Source organism: Gilliamella sp. wkB178 (assembly GCF_001690705.1).
GTDB lineage: Bacteria > Pseudomonadota > Gammaproteobacteria > Enterobacterales > Orbaceae > Gilliamella > Gilliamella apicola_K.
In genome coordinates this window covers 698,959-719,652 of record NZ_LZGK01000013.1, presented here as the reverse complement: position 1 = coordinate 719,652, position 20,694 = coordinate 698,959, and the positions used below count along the sequence as shown (strand labels likewise).

Sequence of the window (20,694 nt, the reverse complement as noted above, 5' to 3'; positions counted from 1 at the left end):
TGCCCCTGCCGCTGCAACCGTCCTTTTATTACTTAAACTTTATTACTCCTTATTAAACACCCGCGACTTAAGGATTAAGGACTAAGAACTAAGGACTAAGGATAGGCGCAAACCCCATTGTCTCTGAGGGAGGGACTGACGTTGTAAACGCGGCCGTCGTACGAGTTGACAGGGAACTGGTTCGAACCGTAGCTGTCGCTTGTCCAGTAGTTGCTGTAGACGAAGCCGGCAGAGGTATAATAGCGCATATCGCCCCATTCGGTAAACAAACCCGCACCAATATTACGTTGGTAATTATTCCAAGTTGATGACGGCGTGGCGCCATCTATGCCATTAACGCATGGAAACCAAGAAGTATCCACACCACACTTCGCGTTAGTTAAGTCTTTGACCTGGGGTAGACGGTAACCACCACCTAAACTACTACACCAGGATGAGGTGTTAGGATAAGTATAATAATTTATTCCGCGGTTGACGAACCAATGCTGTAACTTAAAACCATATCTTAATACCTCGTTATTACTACTATCTTTACCTACTAACACGAATGTCTGTGGCAAGGTGGGTCTAGCAATCCTACCCGGTGAGGCTGAATCTTGTTGGGATGATGTTGCCGCCGGACCAGTGAGGGTGACGCGGATGTTATTAGCATTATCGGGGGATGGCGTCATGGTAGCGGTAATACCTCCTTTTTTGACTGTTGGCCATGTCAATGTTGTTGAATTAATACCATCTATAATTAAATCAAAATACAGATTATTAGCACCGGTAGTCGGGAAGTTACGACTGTAACTTGATGGTGCAGTGGATTGTACTAGAAAACCTTTATCTGGGCTCCAGATATTGACTGGTCCGGCGTAGTCGCGGGCGCCATTGGTCAGATTCGGTCTGGCATACCTTACGCAGATAGGCGTAGCTGGTTTTGGGCTGATATAATAAGTGACTCTACCACCTGTGAAACTACTACTATTGGGTAGCCCATACTGAGTGGTTAAACTACCATCAGTTGCAGTTAATTCTACTTTATAAGGAGCTTCACCACAAAGGCTTAATACAGTATTACGACTGACTGTTTCACCATTTTTATCGGTAATACGCAAGCTTAAATTACCCGTAGCGGTAATACCATTAGTACCCTGACCATCACCATCATCATCGCCCCAATAATTATTTGGCGCACCAATTAAAGCACTTAAGGCAATGGAGTTGGTATTGGTAGGTATTGACATAGCAATATCAGCGAAACTCTGATTGGCAACTGGGAGCACAATTGGGTTCGTTGCGGTTGAAGTATTATGGCTCGGTGTGTAGGTGGTTTGAGTAGTACCGTCGGAGATGGTAATACCTAACAGACCCTCCGTAGTCGTGACCTTAGTTACCCCATTATCGAAGGTTAAATATGGCGCACTACCATGGATTACCTGGGCGGTAGTAGCGGACAACGCTTGGGTAGTGGTAGCATACGGCAACAATAGCAATGGCATTAAGGCTAAACAACGCTTTATACTAAAAGCTAAACGCGGCGGGCGCTTAATTGGCAATGATGGCGATAATTGCCGATTTGGCGGTAATGATTGTTGCTGTAGATTTGGGTGGCCGGGTTGGCGACGGTGCGGAGCTAAATCTGGGATTAAATCGGGGACTAAATTATCACTTGGGTGAAATGAGTCAACTACAGTGTGTTGAGATAGATTTTGGACATAAAGCTGCCAGTGCTTGTGTCTTGTGTCTTGTGTCTTCCAGTATAAGGCATGATGAAGATTCCGTCAAGTAATTTTATGTTTTATTTACACTTTTTCCATTTGAGTGCGCGAAAAATAACCTCCGTACCACTCATCGTTAAAAGTATATCGCCTTGATAAATTTTAACTACTATTTTGTTAAGTTTATTTGTAAAGAATAGTAAAGATGAAGGAATTTGCTTTATTTTTTAGCTGGGGTTAGGCTGAGTTTTATACTGAAACGTATACCTCTCAGGAAACATCTTAACAGAGATTATTGTGATTTTATTATTTGAATTCGTTAGGTTTCGAGCGTTTTATGGTTAGGTGATTATTTTAATTGCGGAGTTAACGCTCGAGTTAGGGAATTTTAACGCGAAAATTCCCTTACAACCCAAACGCGGGCCTGCAGATGGTGGTCTACGACTGCCCTCCGCCTTCGCTTGGTCTTAACGCACCGGTCGTGATTTGTTCCTACAAAGCACTCCCTCGGCAAACCTCCCTGTTTGCCGTGCTAACCGCCCTCAGTTGTCGGCACCATCCAACGGCCAATTTAACACCTTAAATCAAGACTATTGTGAAATTAATTGGTTTTTACTTCCCGCGGGGGGGTGGGGAGATTGTTAAGAGGGATTCACATTAATCCCTCTTAACGCCTAAGCGGCAGCGTGACTGATTAGCCGATTTTTATACGCAAACGTATACCTCTCAGGAAACATCTTGACAAGCATAAAAATGCCAGCGTTAATTGCTGGTATTTTTAAAAAGCGGCTCGGGTTGCCCCTGCCGCTGCAACTGTCCTTTTATTACTTAAACTTTATTACCCCTTATTAAACACCCGTGACTTAAGGATTAAGGACTAAGAACTAAGGACTAAGGATAGGCACAAACCCCGTAGTGGCTGTGGGAGGGAGTGTAGCTGTCAACGTTGCCGCCGCCCGAGTAGACAGAGAACTGGTACGAAACGTTGCTGTCGCTTGTCCAGTAGTTGAAGAAGACGAAGCCAGCAGCGGTATAATAGCCCATGCCGCCCCATTCGGCGAACAAACCCGCACCAATATTACGATTATAATAATTGCCTGTTGTTGATGACGGCGTGGCGCCCACTGCTCCTTGGCACCCCCAGCCATCAGCTATTGCTTGACTTGTACACACCGCGTTAGTTAAGTCTTTGACCTGGGGCAGACGGTAACCGCCGCCTAAACTACGACACCAGGATGAGGTGTTAGGAGCAAAAGCTATTTTAGTTCCGCCGCGGTTGACGAACCACTGCTTTAACACAAAGCCATATTTTAATACCTCTGTATTACTACTATCTTTACCTACTAACACGAATGTCTGCGGCAAGCTAGGAGTAGCAACGCTACCCGGTGTGGCTGATTGTTGTTGGGCTGCTGTTGCCGCCGGACCAGTGAGGGTGACGCGGATGTTATTAGCATTATCGGGGGATGGCGTCATGGTAGCGGTAATACCTCCTTGGCTGACTGTTGACCATGTCAATGCTGAACCTTTAACACCACCTATGTCTAAATCAAAATACAGATTATTAGCACCGGTAGTCGGGAAGTTACGACTGTAACTTGATGGTGTAGTTGATTGCACCAGGAAGCCTTTAGTTGGATTCCAGATAGTGGCGGGGCCGGCGTAGTCGCCGGTGCCCCAGTAAAGAATCGGCCGGGCGTAACAGATTTTAGGTGGGGCTTTAGGACTGATATAATAAGTGGCGGTACTACCTGTGAAATTACTACTATTGGGTAGCCCATACTGGGTGGTTAAACTACCAGCTGTACTGGTTAATGCCACTTTATAAGGCGCTTGACAGATATCTAAGCTGGCACTACGACTCACTGTTTGATTGTCTTTATCGGTAATACTCACAGTTAAATCACCGGTAGCAGTTATACCATTAGCACCCTGGCCATCACCATCATCATCACCCCAATAATTATACGGGGCACCAATTAGAGCGCTTAAGGCGATGGAATTGGTATTGGTAGGCACCAACATGCCAATATCGGTAAAGCGCTGGTTGGTTACCGGCAGCACTATGGGGTTGGCTGCGGTTGACGTATTATCCGGTGTGTAGGTGGTTTGAGTAGTACCGTCGGAGATGGTAATCCCTAACAGACCCTCCGTAGTCGTAACCTTAGTTACCCCATTATCAAAGGTTAAATACGGCGCACTACCATGGATTACCTGGGCGGTAGTGGCGGATAACGCTTGGGTAGTAGCAGCATAAGGCAATAATAGCCACGGCATTAAAGCTAAATAACGCTTTAAGCTAAAACCAAAACGCGGTTGACGCTTAATTGATGATAATGATTGTAACTGCTGATTTTGGTTGCTGAATTGCCGACGGTGCGGGACTAAATTTGGGATTAAATCGGGGACTAAATTATCACTTGGGTGAAATGAGTTAACTACAGTGCATTGAGATAGATTTTGGACGTAAAGCTGCCAGTGCTTGTGTCTTGTGTCTTGTGTCTAAAATTATAATGCATATTGTGCGTTCCGTCAAGTAATTTTATGTTTTATTTGCATTTTTTAGCCTAATTGCTAATAAATTAAGCTAAATCCATTTTTTAGGTTTAAAAGTATAACGTCTTGAAAAAATTTAACTACTTTTTTTAGCAGATTATTTGTAAAAAACTGTAAAGATCGGTGATTTTAATCTTATTAAGAGGTTTGGTTTTTACTTGCCGCGGGGTGTGGGGAGATTGTTAACAGGGATTCACACCAATCCCTGTTAACAAAAAAGCGGCAGCGTGACTAGTCCTACAAAGCACTCCCTCGGCAAACTTCCCCCGATTTAGCTGTTATAAATTAATTAATCTGTTGGTTGCAGTTTAACTTTAATATCTGCTGCTTTAGCATAATAAGGCGATGAAGTTACAATAAGTGGAACGCCAGTAGCCGCGTATATTTCGACATTTTCTAGATTGACTCCCCCTGCTGCTGAAATAAGGCAACGCCCATTTGCTAACACAATTACTTTTACGATATCTTCTGGTGAGAATTTATCAAGCTGGATGATATCTGGATTAGCTAAAATGGCTGCTTTGGCTTCATCCATTGAATCAACTTCAACAATAATTTTCTTTTCAGGGGCAGCAGCTTTTAATTGCTGAACATTCGCATTCCAATCATCAGGATTTTTAAGAAAACGTCGATGGTTTGCAAACATCAAGATGGTTTCTGCTGTACCACCTCGGTGTATAATTCCACCACCATGAACGACACTGGCTGTGGCTAGTGCTTTGGTACCAGGTATAGACTTTCTTGTGCAGGCAATGTGCAAATGGGGATTATGCGCTCTTCCTTTTTGTATTAGTGTATGCATGTAAGTCGCAACTCCACAACTCCACTCCAAAACATTTTGCACAGCTTTCCAACCTAAATGCAATGCCGCTGCATTCCCTTCTGCTTGAAGAATAGGCATTCCGGGTTTAGCATCTGTGCCATCTGCACATAATATACGCGCATTAAGACCAAGTTTTTGTAGCATCTTAAAACCAACAAAGGCACCACTTACTCGACAATGTGAACGGCAAGAAAACTGCATTTCCCCGGTTCTTGTTTCAATCCCTAAGGCTCGTGTAGTGAGGTCTCCTCCAGAAATATCATCTAAAAGCCATTGATCTAGTTGTTGATCAGCATAATGAAACATTTTGGACTCCTTAATAATGAATTGGTATTACGATGTAATCTATTCTACTTGATTAATTTTCCTGCGTGTATCGAAATGACATGATCTGCCAAAAGATCGATTTCTTCAGGCTCGTGTGAAACCAGTAATATAGAAAATACCCCTTGATTGATCCGGTTCCTCAATTCTGTGCATAAACGTTTACGCAAAGGACGATCTAAACTGGCAAAAGGTTCATCTAAAAGTAACAAAGGCGGTTGCGTAATTAATGCTCTTGCTAAGGCTGTACGTTGCTGTTCACCACCAGAAATTTCATTAGGCTTACGTTTGGACAAATGTCCAATTTCTAAGGCGTTGAGCATACTTTGTCGTTTTTCGGCAGCGGCTTTTCCTACCCAAGTTTGTTGTGCTGCGTACTGCGCAAGCCGTAAATTAGCCTCAACAGTTAAATAAGGGAACAGATATAAACGCTGATTCAATTGCCGAAACGGCCGTTGCCATGATGGTATTAAACTGATATCAATATTATTATAAAAAATTGAACCAGATGATGGTGTACGCGCACCGGAAATCATGTCTAATAAGGTTGTTTTTCCACTACCTGAAGGGCCACTTAGGGCTAAACAATAGCCTTGCGGAACGGTAAAACTAACATTTTGGACAATCCCCCCAGTTAAATTTTTTACTTGTAACTGATTAATCATGTTTATTGCTCCCTTGGACGAAATGGAGGGTGATCAGCAATAAAACCGCAATACAAATTAGAATGACAGCACAAGAAATTGCTTTATTAAATTCGCCGCTAGCAATATTAAGATAGACTGCCATTGGCAGTGTTTCTGTTTTTAAACGTGTGGCACCTGCTAGCATAAGTGTTGCACCAAATTCACCGATTGCACGAGAAAAAGCAATAATACAGCCACCTAAAAGAGGACGCCAACAGAGTGGAATTTCCACTAGTAAAAAAGTTTTTGCTGGCGTTAAACCTAAATTATAAGCAGTACTGATATATTTTTTATCAATTGCACTTAAAGCTGAAATTGCGGAACGCACCATAATTGCGCTGGCAACATAAGTTTGTGCAATTACAACCCCTAAAGGGGAAAAAAGAGCACTGGCAAATGTCGGCAAGTTACCACCAATTGGGCCTTTTGTTCCAAGTAGCAATAAAAGCCCTATCCCGATGACAAGCGGAGGAGTCACCATTGGTACATCTAACAGCACGTTAATAAAACGCCGCATAATAACTTGACGGCGCACTATAGCCCAAGCAGCGGGTAATGAGATTAAGAAGGAAAGAATGAGTGACGATAGAGCAGTAGAAATGCTCATTGAAACAGCAAATCGTATTTCCCTATCGTGCAACAATGCCGTAAGATCAGACCACTCAAGACCTGCTATCAATGCAATTACAGATCCAACTATCAGTGCTAGCAGCAAACCGAGTGGAATAAGCGCCAAGCGAAACATTAAGTCTTACTACTCATTAGAAGGTATAGCTAAATACCCCCTATCGGTAAATTCTTTAATATTTTCAGGTAAGGCAAAAAAATCGGTTAATTCCTTCGCCGCTGTATTTTCTTTACTGGTCGGTAAGGTGGCGATCACGATCTCTTCTTGTGGTGTGCCTTGAGGTGTTGGTAGCATGACAAGTTTATCGGCGTTGGCTACCGCATCAGATCGGCCAATAATACCCGCATCAACATCACCATTAAGAATATACATAAGAACTTGTTTTATTGTAGTACCTCGAACCTTTACCTTTTCAGACAGTTCTTTTTCATAGCGACTTGACTTAATCATTGTTTCAGCGCTTTTACCCAGAGCAATCGCTTGGGGATCACCTAAAGCAAGGCTGAGATTGCTGTTAGCTAAGTCGTCTAGATTATGAATCCCTGCTGCTTTGTCTTTTCTTACTACCGGTACGGCTGTATGGTAAACAAGTTTGTGTTCCAAAGAAATTGGCATTATTTTATTGATCTCGTCTACATAAAATGCTGAACCAGATAAAAAGACATCTCCACTTTGGGTACTCTTCCAGCGCATTAAAAGTTGTCCCATTCCTGCATACTCAATATTAACTTTGTTACCGGTCTGTTTTTCAAATTTGTTAACAATTACTTCTGTTGGGACTCGAAGACCAGCCCCGGCATATAAGTGAAGTTCAGCTGCAAACGCCTGAGTGGAAAATAGAAAAATAAAAATCGACGTAAAAAGCCCTGCTTTGACTCGCATGCACACCTCCCATTATTTATATAAACATATAATAAAATGAAAAAGACAAAACGCTAAAAAAACAGATTAGTTGTTATGTTGTGACAATATTACTAATTGCCTATTAGCGCATTCTAATTACATAATTCATTACCCATAATTTACTATTTATCAGAATGTTATAGTATGGATAATAGCAATTATTAATTAGCTAAACCGATAATAAGTTTAGTATCTAAATTGGCTAAAGTATATAGGCTAAATTATGAAATTACATAAAAGACTTCCATCCGTTTAGTGGGTTTACCTATTCTGTTAAAGATGAAGAGGTTTGTTTTATTTTTAAGCGGGATTTGGGGCTGAGTTTTATACACTAACGTATACCTCTCAGGAAACATCTTGACATGAAATTAATTATCTAAATCCGTTAGGTTGCGAGCGTTTTATAGTTGGTTGTTGTTTTTATTCCCCGCTTAAGTGGTGCCGAGGGAGGTAATTGGCATAGAACAGCCGGCAGGAAGCCGGATGAGCCGTGGGCGCACATGGATGTGCGATACGCGGTGGTTCGTTAAGTGCCAATTAGCGAGCGAGGGTAGTCACGCAGTGACCACTACTTCCCGCGGGGTGTGGGGAGATTGTTAAGAGGGATTCACACCAATCCCTCTTAACGCCTAAGCGGCAGCGTGACTGATTAGCCAATTTTTATACTGAAACGTATACCTCTCAGGAAACATCTTGACAAGCATAAAAATGCCAGCGTTAATTGCTGGTATTTTAAAAAAGCGGCTCGGGTTGCCCCTGCCGCTGCAACCGTCCTTTGGTTGCTTAAACTTTATTACCCCTTATTAAACACCCGTGACTTAAGGATTAAGGACTAAGAACTAAGGACTAAGGATAGGCACAAACCCCGTTGTCGCTGTAGCTCGGGTCGCTGTCGCTCGGGTTGCTGCTGCTAACGCTGCCGCTGCCCGAGTTGACAGCGAAGTGGTTCGAACGGTTGGTGTCGCGTGTCCAGTAGTCGTGGTTGGCGAAGCCGGCAGCGGTATAATCGTACATGTAGCCCCATTCGGCAAACAAACCCGCACCAATATTACGATTATAATAATTGCCTGTTGTTGATGGTGGTGTACCGCCTGTCCAAGTGCCTCCAGTTGCGTTAGTTAAATCTTTGACCTGGGGCAGACGGTAACCGCCGCCTAAACTACTACACCAGGATGAGTGGTTAGCAGGAGTATCTTTTTTATCTCCGCGGTTGACGAACCAATGCTGTAACTTAAAACCATATTTTAATATCTCTCTATTTCGTCTATCTTTACCTACTAACACGAATGTCTGTGGCAAGCTGGGAGTAGCAACGCTACCTGGTGTGGCTGAACTGATTTGGGCTGCTGTAGCCACCGGACCGGTGAGGGTGACGCGGATGTAATTAGGATGATAGGGTAATGGCGTCATGGTAGCGGTAATACCGCCTTGGCTGACTGTTGGCCATGTCAATGCTGAACCATTAACACCACTTATGTCTAAATCAAAATACAGATTATTGGCCCCGGTAGTCGGGAAGTTACGACTGTAACTTGATGGTGTAGTGGATTGCACCAGGAAGCCTTTATCTGGGTTCCAGATAGTGGCGGGGCCGGCTAAGTTTCCAGTGTCCATTTCTGCATTAGGTGTATATATGTAACAGATTGTAGGTGCGGCTTTAGGACTGATATAATAAGTGGCGGTACCTCCGCTGAAACTACTACTATTAGGCAACCCATACTGGGTGGTTAAACTACCTGCTGTACTGGTTAATACCACTTTATAAGGCGCTTTATTACAAAGGCTTAATACAGTATCACGACTGACTGCTTGTCCATTTTTATCGGTAATACGCAAGCTTAAATTACCGCTAGCAGTAACACCATTAGCACCCTGACCATCACCATCATCATCACCCCAATAATTATACGGGGCACCGATTAGAGCGTTTAAGGTGATGGAATCAGTAGTGGGTGGCACCAACATATCAATATCGGCGAAACTCTGATTGGCCTCGGGAAGTACTATAGGGTTACTTGCAGTTGAGGTATTGGTTGCCGGAGTGAAGCGAGCACCGTTGGAAAGTTTAATACCTAATAAACCATCCGTAGTTGTAACCCTAGTTACCCCATTATCAAAGGTTAAATAGGGCTGACTACCATGGATTACCTGGGCCGTAGTCGCCGACAACGCTTGGGTAATAGTAGCATACGGCAATAACAACAACGGCATTAAGGCTAAACAACGCTTTAAACTGAACCCTAAACACAGCGGGCGCTTAATTGATAATAATGGCGATAATTGCCGATTATGCCGACGGTGCGGGGCTAAATCAGGGACTAAATTATCACTTGGGTGAAATGAGTCAACTATAGTGCATTGAGATAGATTTTGGACGTAAAGCTGCCAGTGCTTGTGTCTTGTGTCTTGTGTCTAAAATTATAATGCATATTGTGCGTTCCGTCAAGTAATTTTATGTTTTATTTACACTTTTTCCATTCGAGTGCGCGGAAATTAACCTCCCGTACAACTCAGTGCTAAAAGTATAACGCCTTGATAAAATTTAACTACTATTTTGTTAAGTTTATTTGTAAAGAATAGTAAAGATGAACTATTATCCTTGCGGAATTGGCCATTTTTATACTGAAATATACCCCTCTCAGGAAACATCTTAACAGAAGTTAATTATTTAAATCGGTTAGGTTGCGAGCGTTTTATGGTTAGGTGATGATTTTAATTGCGGTGCTTAGGGAGTTAACTAATTCTAATCCAACTTTAAGTCACGATTGTTACTAGGTTATTTCTATATAAATAATTAACTTTATCGGTGGATGTTAAAAACTATAAAGGATAATTTGGAGCGGGAAACGAGGTTCGAACTCGCGACCTCAACCTTGGCAAGGTTGCGCTCTACCAACTGAGCTATTCCCGCATTAGAAGTATTGCTTAAATGGTGCCCGGGGCGAGACTTGAACTCGCACGGCCAAAAAGGCCGAGGGATTTTAAATCCCTTGTGTCTACCGATTTCACCACCCGGGCTCAAAACGGATATTGTTTACAACATCGCTTTGAATGCAGTGCATTTTACCCATCTTAATTTTAACGTCAATAAAAAAATCAAAATAATTGCTTAACTGCTCAATGTTTGTCACATTATTAAGTAAATATTGAGCTGCGCAGCTAATTGCTACGCCCGGTAGACTGTAATTAAGCGGGTTGGAAAAGCGTTAATTTAAACGCTAAAGGATGAACCACAACCACAGGTTGTCTTGGCATTAGGATTATCAACTATAAAACGTGAACCTTGTAGCCCTTCGACATAATCAATAGTGCCACCAACCAAGTATTGTAAACTCATAGGATCGATAATTAGGGAAACCCCATTTTTTTCGATAGCTAAATCGTCGTCATTAACCTTTTCATCGAAAGTAAAGCCATATTGAAAGCCACTACAACCACCACCGGTAATATAAACGCGTAATTTGAGATTTGGGTTTTCTTCTTCGGTTACCAAAGATTTAACTTTGTTGGCTGCGGCATCGGTAAAGTTAATCGGTAATTCATTGCTCATTTTAATCTCCTAATATTAACTTTTACATATTATATACCTTGACAAAAATAAAATACAAAATGAAAACTGCTATTGCACAAATTTTTAATTGCTAACTTGAATTTAGCTGTATTTTATGAATAAATACAATTCTATTTTCCTATAGAGATCATGGTAATGTTAAATAACTCTTTCAAGTCAGAAAAACTCTATCAACAAGCGTTGTCGGTTATGCCGGGCGGGGTTAATTCGCCAGTGCGTGCTTTTAATGGTGTGGGTGGTACGCCCTTATTTATTGAGCGTGCCAATGGTGCCTACATCTATGATGCGGACGAAAAAGCCTATATTGACTATGTTGGTTCTTGGGGGCCGATGATTTTAGGGCATAATGACGCGGACGTAATTAATGCAGTTATCCATGCAGTGCATAATGGCCTTAGTTTTGGTGCTCCTACCGAAATCGAAACTAAAGTTGCCAATTTAGTGACCCAAATTATGCCATCTATTGAAATGCTACGCATGGTAAATTCAGGCACTGAGGCAACTATGAGTGCTATCCGTGTGGCTCGTGGCTATACCGGACGCGATAAGATCATTAAGTTTGAAGGTTGTTATCATGGTCATGCTGATTATTTGTTAGTTAAAGCCGGTTCCGGAGCGCTCACATTTGGTCACCCTACTTCACCGGGCGTCCCTAATGATTTTGTTAAGCATACTTTAGTGTGTGATTATAACAATCTTGATTCGGTTAAAGCCCAATTTGCTCAGTACCCTAATGAAATCGCCGCCATAATTGTTGAGCCGGTAGCTGGCAATATGAATTGTGTGCCGGCTAAAAAGGAATTTTTGCAAGGCTTAAGAGATCTCTGTAATGAGTATGGGGCTTTACTGATAATCGATGAAGTCATGACCGGATTTAGGGTCGCCTTAGGTGGCGCGCAAGATTACTATAATGTTGTGCCGGATCTTACCTGTTTGGGCAAAATTATTGGCGGCGGCATGCCAGTTGGCGCCTTTGGTGGTAAAGCCGAAATAATGAACCAATTAGCGCCAGTAGGACCAATTTACCAAGCCGGCACACTTTCAGGTAATCCTGTGGCCATGGCTGCCGGTTATGCCACCTTAACTAAACTAATGGATGTAGGGTTTTACCAGACCCTAGCAGAAAAAACCGCGCAACTGGCTGATGGCTTATTAACTGTTGCTAAGCGCAATAATATTCCTTTAGTGGTTAATCATGTGGGCGCAATGTTTGGCTTATTTTTTACCCCTGCTGCGGAAGTAACCAGTTATCAAGATGTGATGCAATGTAATATTGAATTATTCAAAAAATTCCATCATCATATGCTGGCAGAAGGCGTTTATTTTGCTCCATCAGCATTTGAAGCAGGGTTTATGTCCATCAAGCATACTGATAAAGAAATCAATCATACCATTGATGCAACAAATCGTTTTTTTAGTAGTCTAAATTAAAAAAGCGATATACAGTTTTATGCCAATAGAGATGAAAATATTTAACGATTATAATAGGTAAATATATATGGTTAATCCACTTAAACAAGGTGAAAAAGCACCTCAATTTTCGTTGCCAGATCAAGATGGCGAGCAAATTAGCTTGAAAGATTATAAAGGCAAACGTATTTTGATTTATTTTTATCCCAAAGCCATGACTCCTGGTTGCACAATGCAAGCTTGTAACCTACGTGATAGTGTTGATGAATTTAAAAAATATAAAGTGGTAATTATCGGTATTAGCACTGATAAACCGGAAAAATTGTCCCACTTTATGGAAAAAGAGTTGTTGAATTTTACCTTACTTTCTGATGAAAACCATGCCGTTGCCGAGGCTTTTGGCGTTTGGGGTGAGAAAGAGTTTATGGGTAAGACTTTTGATGGTATTCACCGCATTAGTTTTTTAATTGGCAAAGATGGTAAAATAGAAAAAGTTTTTGATAATTTTAAAACTAGTAATCATCATGAAGTAGTGTTGGATTACCTTAAACAACATACCAGTTAATTTACCTACAAGCAGATTAAATGATTAATCTGCTTTTTTTATTAACAGTTAATTGCTTGTTAAGCTGCTTTTAATTTCTTCTGGTTTTGGCCATGCATTAATAATGGCTTTCACTAATGTGGCTAACGGAATCGCGAAAAATACCCCCCAAAATCCCCATAAACCACCAAAGACAATCACTGATAAAATAATAACTAGCGGGTGTAAATTTAATTTTTCAGAAAACAGACACGGAACCAGCAAATTGCCATCCAAAGCTTGAATTAACACATAGAAGAAGATTAAGTAACCAAAGTCCGCAGTTAATCCCCATTGGAAGAGCGCTATTAAAACCACCGGAATACTAGAAATAATAATACCAATATAAGGAATTAATACCGATAATCCCACAACTACTGCTAATAATAAACCGTAATCTAAGCCAAAATACCAAAAAGGAATATAAACGCACACAGCTAAAATGATAATATGCAAAACATTGCCAACAATATAATTGGAGATTTGCATATCCATTTCTGCGGCGACTTTATTTAAAATAGTGCGATTTTTTGGCAAGATCTTCGAACAATAGCCCCATATTTTAGCTTTATCTTTTAGCAGGAAGAACATCATTATTGGGATCAGCACTGCATTAATCACCACCGAGACTAAACCAAATAAAGACACAATAGAAAATTGTAATAAGGAATTACCAGTTTGCACCACTCTATTGGTAATACCTTGAATAATCGAATCAAATAACCCAACATCAATTAATTCCGGATAATGTTCCGGTAAAGACATTAGAAATTTATTAGCAAAATTTAGCATATTTGGAATATTGGTAATCAAACTGATGCTTTGTTGCCAAATCAATGGCAATAGAATCATAAACCCGGCTAATACTACCAAGATAAACAGTAGCAACACCAAAATAACCGCCAGAGTGCGCGGAATTTTCCTTTTATTTAAGAAATTAACCGGGGTATCAAGTAAATAAGACAGTACAATTGCAATTAAAACGGGTAACAGGATTTTATTGAAAAAATAAATTATCAGAAACAGGAAAATAATCACAGCCATTAACGAAACCACATGGGGATCACTAAATCGTCTTTTGTACCATTCAACGAACAATTTAAACATTGCAAATACTCCTATTTTGCTATTTTTTGCGTGGTTAAGTCCTGACTAATTGTAAATTTGTTACCGTTTCAAAAGTGGTGATATTTTATCATTTATCGTTTAAATCCACCTAAAATACCCCGCGTAATTTGCCTACCAATTTCATTGGCGACTTGTCGGGTGGCACTTTTGGCAACTTTTTGTGCCAATCCATCATGCTGCCCCCCTTTAGGGCCTTTACTACCAAAGAATAATGAACTCAGAACGTCCATCCATCCCCCTGAACTTCCATTTTGTGAATCACTTTGATTATCACTAGTAGAATTAGCAGCTGTGTCGAGCGAAAAACCGGCTTTGAGTTTTTCGTACGCCGACTCGCGATCTACTGTATCTGCATATTTATTATAGAAATGGGATTGATTAATAATAGCATTTTGTTTTTCAGGCGCCATTGGCCCCATGTGCGAATTAGGTGCAATTACAAAACCCCTTTCAACCATATTGGGTCGCCCTTTTTCATCCAAAAATGAGATTAAGGCTTCGCCTACTGCCAATTCCATAATTGCGGTTTCTGCATCAAAACTAGGGTTGCTGCGCATGGTTTGGGCTGCGGCTTTTATGGCTTTTTGATCTTTGGGGGTAAATGCACGTAATGCATGTTGTACCCGATTACCAAGCTGCCCTAAAATAGTATCAGGGATATCGGTAGGGTTTTGGGTAACAAAATAAACGCCCACACCTTTAGAACGAATTAAACGCACTACTTGTTCTATTTTTTGCAATAATGCTGGCGAAATATCATTAAACAATAAATGTGCTTCATCAAAAAAGAACACTAATTTTGGTTTATCCGGATCACCAATTTCCGGAAGATGTTCAAAGAGTTCTGATAATAACCATAATAGAAATACCGAATATAATTTAGGGCTATTATATAATTTGTCGGCCGCTAATATATTTACTACCCCTTGACCGTCGTTATTAACGCGCAGCAGATCTTGAATATCCAGCATAGGTTCGCCTAGAAAATACTCTGCACCTTGTTGATCAAGTGTTAATAAACTCCGTTGGATTGCACCGATTGATGCTGCGGAAATATTGCCATATTCGGTGGTGAATTTTTTTGCATTATCACCCACAAACTGCACTAGAGCCCGTAGATCTTTAAAATCCAGCAGTTGTAAATTATTGTCATCAGCTATTTTGAATACTAATTGTAATACTCCGGCTTGAGTATCATTTAGATTAAGTAATCTTGCCAATAAAATTGGGCCAATATCAGAAACAGTACTCCGCACTGGTAATCCCTTTTCGGCAAACACATCCCACAATTCAACTGGTGATGCATTAGGTTGCCAATCCTTTACACCTATATTATTAAGACGAGCTTGTAATTTTTCTGATAACGTACCTGGCTCACCGATTCCGGTAAGATCACCTTTCACATCTGCCAAAAAAACCGGAACCCCTATTTTGGAAAAACTTTCAGCTATTTTTTGTAAAGTGACGGTTTTTCCTGTTCCGGTGGCACCGGTAATTAAACCATGACGATTGGCAAAATTTGCTAAAATGGCTAAGTCTTTACCATTGCTTTTGGCGATAACGATAGATTCACTCATGGTACAAATCCTCATTAAAACTACTATTAAAATTACTATTAAAATAAGTGAGAATATTGTAAGCTGAAACAGCAATAACTTCTATTCTTATTATCTGTCTAGACTACAAAAGGAGTCGCTATGTTTCCAGAATATCGAGAATTAATTTCTAAATTAAAAAATACAGATTTACGTTTCCAAAAGTTATTTGAACAGCACAATGAATTAGATCAAAAAATCAAAAATATTCAATCGGGAATTGCAGTTAATACCGCGGAGTCGATAGAAGCATTGAAAAAACAAAAACTTAAACTAAAAGATGAAATGCATGAAATTTTGAAAAAAGCGTCTTCTTTGTAGCCATTCAATCGAGTTACGCTTGTTAAATTAGTTTAATATAAATATAGAGTTAAAAACGAATAAACCCCAAAATATGGGGTTTATTTATTTTTATAATATATTAACTTTCATCGATTTAATTGTGCTTGAGCCTTTTTTTGTTTACGGCTTTTGATTAGCATAATTAAATTTTTATGTGGAGTCTTCATAATTATTTCTCCTTATTGTTATAGTTATACGACTCTAAAATAATATGTATTAAATATAATATTATTGGTCCAAAATCAAGATGTCACCTCATTTATATTTATTAATATGAACTTTACTATTGACTTAATAAGCAAACATAGTTGAGCTTCAACCATTGATTAGTTTGCTTAAAACCATTGCCCAAAACGTTTTATGTAAATACGTTTCATAAATTGAGCAACACAGCAATAACAAAGTAAGGTTCCTACCAACCATGGGAAGTATGACCACGGCAGTGCTTGTAAGCCAATTACGTTGCCTAATGGCGAAAATGGAATATAAATACCCACAGCCATTATTAACATGGTCATGACAATAACCGGAAATGCAGCCGTACTTTGAATAAATGGAATCTTCTGCGTTCTTAACATATGCACAACTAATGTTTGTGACAACAAGCCTTCAATAAACCAACCGGAATGGAATAATGATTGCGCTTCAATATTATTGGCACTAAACACAAACCACATTAAGGCATAGGTTGTAATATCGAAAATAGATGAAGTTGGACCAATCCAAATCATAAAACGACCAATATTCGGCGCATCCCATTTACGTGGTTTTTGGATAAACTCTTCATCCATTTTGTCCCATGGTAATGAGAGTTGGGAAATATCATACAGCAAATTTTGTATTAGTAAATGAATTGCTAGCATTGGTAAAAATGGTAGAAATGCACTGGCAACTAATACTGAAAAAATATTACCAAAATTAGAACTTGCTGTCATATTAAGGTATTTCATAATATTACCAAAGGTTTCACGGCCACAAATCACCCCTTCTTCTAATACCATCAAGCTTTTTTCCAGCAAGATGATATCTGCCGATTCTTTAGCAATATCGGTAGCAGTATCCACCGAAATGCCTACATCAGAATCACGTAGTGCCGGAGCATCATTAATGCCGTCACCCAAAAAACCTACCGTATGCCCATTATCTTGCAATAAGCGAATAATGCGTGATTTTTGTAATGGGGTGAGTTTGGCAAAAATGGTACGTTGTTCAATTTGCTCTTTAAGTTCAACATCGCCCATTTGTTCAATCTCAGTACCTAGCAGTGGAACTCCCGGTTCTAATCCAACTTCACGGCAAACTTTAATGGTAATGATTTCGTTATCTCCGGTGAGGACTTTAACGCCAACACCATGTTCATTTAATGCTGAAATGGCCTCATAAGCACTTTCTTTTGGTGGATCTAAGAAAGTTAAAAACCCTCGGATAGCCAGTTCTTTTTCATCTTTTACACTATATTGGGTTTTAGTTTGTGCCGCCGGTATTTGTTTAATGCCAACCGCCAAAACTCTAAAACCATCTTTATTGTAATTGTGAGCTAAAGCAATTAGATTTTGTTTACGTTGTTCATCTAATGGCAAATACTCACCGTTTAAATACACATGGCTGGCAATTGACAACATTTCTTCAACGGCACCTTTACAGATCATTAAATGATTATCATCGCCATTTTGCACCACCACGGATAAACGTCGACGCACAAAATCAAATGGTAATTCATCAATTTTAGTGTAGTGCCCAACACCTGCTTTTTTGATGGTAGTTTTTTCTTCAGCAAAACGGATAATCGCTTTATCCATTAGGTTTTTCATACCACTTTGGTAATAGCTATTTAACCATGCTAGTTCTAAAACCGATGGATCAATTTGGCCATTAATATCCAGATGATGCTCTAAAATGATCTTATCTTGGGTTAAGGTTCCGGTTTTATCGGTGCAAAGAATGTCCATAGCACCAAAATTTTGAATGGCATTTAAACGTTTAACTACAACTTTACGTTTAGCCATGCCAACAGCACCTTTAGCCAGGTTAGCACTAACGATCATTGGTAACATTTCAGGGGTTAAGCCCACCGCAACCGCAAGTGCAAACAATGTTGCTTCACCCCAATCACCTTTAGTAAAACCATTAATCAACAGTACAATTGGTACCATAATTAACATAAATCGGATTAACAACCAGCTGACACTGTTAACACCGCGATCGAATGAAGTTTCTGCTCGGGAGCCAACAATAGATTTTGCTAGCGTACCAAAATGAGTATCGGCACCGGTGGCTACTACAACGGCTTTGGCGGTGCCACTAACGACATTGGTCCCCATAAAGCACACGTTATTTACATCTAAAACATTATCTTTAGTGATTTCCGACACATCGACTTCGTCGGTGGTTTTTTGCGAAACGGCACCTAAGGTGTCATATTTTTCTACCGGGATAGATTCACCGGTTAACACGGCTTGGCTAACAAATAGATCCCGTGATTCAATTAAACGAATATCGGCAGGGATCATATCGCCAGCGGATAAATAAACAATATCCCCAGGTACGATTTCATTTAATGGGATTTCTATTTTTTCCGGGTTCTTAGCTTCATGAGCTCGTCGTAACACTGTTGCAGTGGTACGAATCATAGATTTCAATGCTTCGGCCGCTTTATTCGATCTGAATTCTTGCCAAAAACGTAATAAGCCACTGAGCGCCACCATAGTAACGATGATGATAATGCTAGTAATATCAGTGTCTTCACCTTGTTGTAATGGTAGCCAATAATCAGTAACAAAACTGACAATAGCTAGCACTAATAATACAAAAATAAATGGATTATTAAATGCCATTAATAATTGCATAAATACTGAAGGTACCTTTTCCCTAGCGACTTCATTTTTGCCATAGGTTTCTAAATGTGACTTGGCGGTTTCCTGAGTTAACCCGGAAAGATTAGATTGAAATTTTGCTAAAATACTATCAAGGCTATTTTGTGCCTCATGAATAGCTTTTATTTCTAATTTAGTTTCTGTCATAATTTTTGAGGTATTTTTGGTCATCTTGTGTACCTATACTTATATATTTTTTAGACAAAAGATTGCTGACCCATAATTAGCGCAGTAATTATAAGTAAGTAAAATTCGTGATAAGCTAAAAATTTATTGCATGGCAAAGCTAGCTGATAAAGCTATAGCTCAATATAAATTAGCCAATTAAAAAATTATTTAAGATTTAGATACAACTTGGGGGTTCTAAATGTTTTTCAGAAAGATATAAAACACAAAACAATAAAGATTGTGCAAAATAATGTTTAGAATTTGTGTGATAGCGTGTAAAAAATTGCATATCGTTCACCATTACCGTTTTTATCAAATTCGGTTTGTGAACTGAAAAAATAGGTATTTCGACAGGTTCAGTAACCGATTGTGATTTGTTTGAATTTATCTCCCCAACTATTGGGGTGACCCGATTGAGCGTCCATATGTCTCCTATATATTTGAACTCAACACTTTGTATTTCAACTTTTCTTAGCCCTCATTTTTAACCACCTTTTATAGTTAAAAAAGTAAGAAAAGCTCAAAGGCGGGCAATTTATACGCCTTTGAGCTAAATAAGTCAACCAATAATCCCAAAATAGATAAATGACTGCCTAAAAAAAGCACTTTCGGCCTTATCATTTAGCTTTTTGTATAGAATTAATACAAGTTTTACCTAATATAAGTTACAATCATGAAAAATTTAAAGGTTAGGATTTTTGAAATGGAACTTATGGAATTACTAAATGATAATTGGTTTAATTTAGTTATTATTATTCTTCTTTCTTTTATTGGATTTTTATATAAAAAACGTTCTAAAAGCAATTATTTCGATAATATCATTCGCTACACTGATATTTTAGAAAAAACCCCACAACCTGAATACCAAAAAACTTATCTCAATAATATTAAGAAAAAATTATTGTGGGACAAGGTTTGCTTTTATAAATCCGGCAATATCGAAAAAGAAAGAATTGCCATATCGTTAATTAATGCCGACATCAATAATATTATTGAATTACCACAGTTAAATTTACTTACCCAATATTTTTATATTAATCAAAAACAAATTATGCCGCAAAAGCCTTTTCTGATTAAAGAGATCATAGCTACCGGTGTGGCTGTTTTGGTGGCGCTGATTATTATACTTTCTAATATTAGCACTATCCGCCATTCTCCTTGGATTGTGAGCATTATTGTTGCTATTTTAACTATTTTTATTGTGATAATTATTGGCTTGCAATTTGCGTTCAATCCATTAAAAAGGCTTAATACCTATCGATTAATTCTTAAAGATAAGGACTTTTTACCAAGAGCTAATGTAGAACTTGCTAATATACTTGAAGCAAATGCCGAAATTAGTCCGGATATGATTGAAGCAACAATTACTACTGATAATCAACAGCAACATTCGTAACCATC

The 20,694-nt window shown here is 39.4% G+C and carries 16 protein-coding genes and 2 tRNA genes; 5 read left to right on the top strand and 13 right to left on the bottom strand.

Translation table 11 applies throughout. The features are described from left to right. Positions 1 to 95: 95 nt before the first annotated feature. Positions 96 to 1,484, bottom strand: a complete 1,389-nt coding sequence (locus A9G13_RS07445) for a hypothetical protein (RefSeq protein ID WP_141670885.1) — start codon at positions 1,482 to 1,484, stop codon at positions 96 to 98. 56 nt (positions 1,485 to 1,540) lie between these two features. Here A9G13_RS07445 and A9G13_RS07440 point away from each other — a divergent pair, with 56 nt between their 5' ends. Then, complete coding sequence (locus A9G13_RS07440; protein WP_141670884.1) at positions 1,541 to 1,774, top strand: hypothetical protein; 234 nt, start codon at positions 1,541 to 1,543, stop codon at positions 1,772 to 1,774. An 820-nt stretch (positions 1,775 to 2,594) separates the two neighbouring features. Here the strand turns inward: A9G13_RS07440 and A9G13_RS07435 are convergent. From A9G13_RS07435 to erpA, 9 genes are all read right to left on the bottom strand, one after another. Further along, complete coding sequence (locus A9G13_RS07435) at positions 2,595 to 3,980, bottom strand: hypothetical protein (RefSeq protein ID WP_065556944.1); 1,386 nt, start codon at positions 3,978 to 3,980, stop codon at positions 2,595 to 2,597. A 568-nt stretch (positions 3,981 to 4,548) separates the two neighbouring features. Then, positions 4,549 to 5,388 (bottom strand): ModD protein, encoded by an 840-nt coding sequence (gene modD / locus A9G13_RS07430; RefSeq protein ID WP_065556943.1) that lies wholly within the window; start codon positions 5,386 to 5,388, stop codon positions 4,549 to 4,551. 44 nt (positions 5,389 to 5,432) lie between these two features. After that, entirely contained in the window at positions 5,433 to 6,071 is a 639-nt protein-coding gene (locus A9G13_RS07425) for an ABC transporter ATP-binding protein (RefSeq protein WP_065556942.1), read from the bottom strand. Next, the gene (locus tag A9G13_RS07420; protein WP_065556941.1) at positions 6,064 to 6,837 is read right to left on the bottom strand and encodes an ABC transporter permease; all 774 of its coding nucleotides are present in this window, start codon (positions 6,835 to 6,837) and stop codon (positions 6,064 to 6,066) included. The genes A9G13_RS07425 and A9G13_RS07420 overlap by 8 nt, the downstream gene beginning before the upstream one ends. Positions 6,838 to 6,846: 9 nt before the next feature. Next, entirely contained in the window at positions 6,847 to 7,602 is a 756-nt protein-coding gene (gene modA / locus A9G13_RS07415; RefSeq protein WP_065556940.1) for a molybdate ABC transporter substrate-binding protein, read from the bottom strand. A gap of 867 nt (positions 7,603 to 8,469) precedes the next feature. Beyond that, the gene (locus A9G13_RS07410) at positions 8,470 to 9,834 is read right to left on the bottom strand and encodes a hypothetical protein (RefSeq protein WP_065556939.1); all 1,365 of its coding nucleotides are present in this window, start codon (positions 9,832 to 9,834) and stop codon (positions 8,470 to 8,472) included. Between the two features lie 624 nt (positions 9,835 to 10,458). After that, positions 10,459 to 10,534, bottom strand: a tRNA-Gly gene (locus tag A9G13_RS07405). 19 nt (positions 10,535 to 10,553) lie between these two features. Beyond that, positions 10,554 to 10,641, bottom strand: a tRNA-Leu gene (locus A9G13_RS07400). A 193-nt stretch (positions 10,642 to 10,834) separates the two neighbouring features. Further along, entirely contained in the window at positions 10,835 to 11,173 is a 339-nt protein-coding gene (erpA, locus tag A9G13_RS07395; RefSeq protein WP_065556938.1) for an iron-sulfur cluster insertion protein ErpA, read from the bottom strand. A gap of 156 nt (positions 11,174 to 11,329) precedes the next feature. On the opposite strand from erpA, the gene hemL reads away from it, so the two are divergent. Then, positions 11,330 to 12,625 carry a glutamate-1-semialdehyde 2,1-aminomutase gene (gene hemL, locus A9G13_RS07390; RefSeq protein WP_065556937.1) on the top strand — a complete coding sequence of 432 codons (1,296 nt, stop codon included), beginning with the start codon at positions 11,330 to 11,332 and terminating at the stop codon, positions 12,623 to 12,625. Between the two features lie 67 nt (positions 12,626 to 12,692). Then, a complete protein-coding gene (bcp, locus tag A9G13_RS07385; protein ID WP_065556936.1) occupies positions 12,693 to 13,169 on the top strand; it encodes a thioredoxin-dependent thiol peroxidase in 477 nt (158 codons plus the stop codon). A 48-nt stretch (positions 13,170 to 13,217) separates the two neighbouring features. Here the strand turns inward: bcp and A9G13_RS07380 are convergent, their stop codons facing one another. Both A9G13_RS07380 and A9G13_RS07375 read right to left on the bottom strand, forming a co-directional pair. Next, positions 13,218 to 14,294, bottom strand: a complete 1,077-nt coding sequence (locus A9G13_RS07380; RefSeq protein WP_065556935.1) for an AI-2E family transporter — start codon at positions 14,292 to 14,294, stop codon at positions 13,218 to 13,220. A 92-nt stretch (positions 14,295 to 14,386) separates the two neighbouring features. Next, the gene (locus A9G13_RS07375) at positions 14,387 to 15,892 is read right to left on the bottom strand and encodes a helicase HerA-like C-terminal domain-containing protein (RefSeq protein ID WP_065556934.1); all 1,506 of its coding nucleotides are present in this window, start codon (positions 15,890 to 15,892) and stop codon (positions 14,387 to 14,389) included. A gap of 120 nt (positions 15,893 to 16,012) precedes the next feature. Here A9G13_RS07375 and A9G13_RS07370 point away from each other — a divergent pair, with 120 nt between their 5' ends. After that, entirely contained in the window at positions 16,013 to 16,231 is a 219-nt protein-coding gene (locus A9G13_RS07370) for a YdcH family protein (RefSeq protein ID WP_065556933.1), read from the top strand. A gap of 356 nt (positions 16,232 to 16,587) precedes the next feature. On the opposite strand, the gene mgtA is transcribed toward A9G13_RS07370, so the two are convergent. Continuing rightward, a complete protein-coding gene (gene mgtA / locus A9G13_RS07365; protein WP_065556932.1) occupies positions 16,588 to 19,296 on the bottom strand; it encodes a magnesium-translocating P-type ATPase in 2,709 nt (902 codons plus the stop codon). A 670-nt stretch (positions 19,297 to 19,966) separates the two neighbouring features. Here mgtA and A9G13_RS07360 point away from each other — a divergent pair. Further along, complete coding sequence (locus A9G13_RS07360) at positions 19,967 to 20,689, top strand: hypothetical protein (RefSeq protein ID WP_141670883.1); 723 nt, start codon at positions 19,967 to 19,969, stop codon at positions 20,687 to 20,689. Positions 20,690 to 20,694 lie beyond the last annotated feature (5 nt).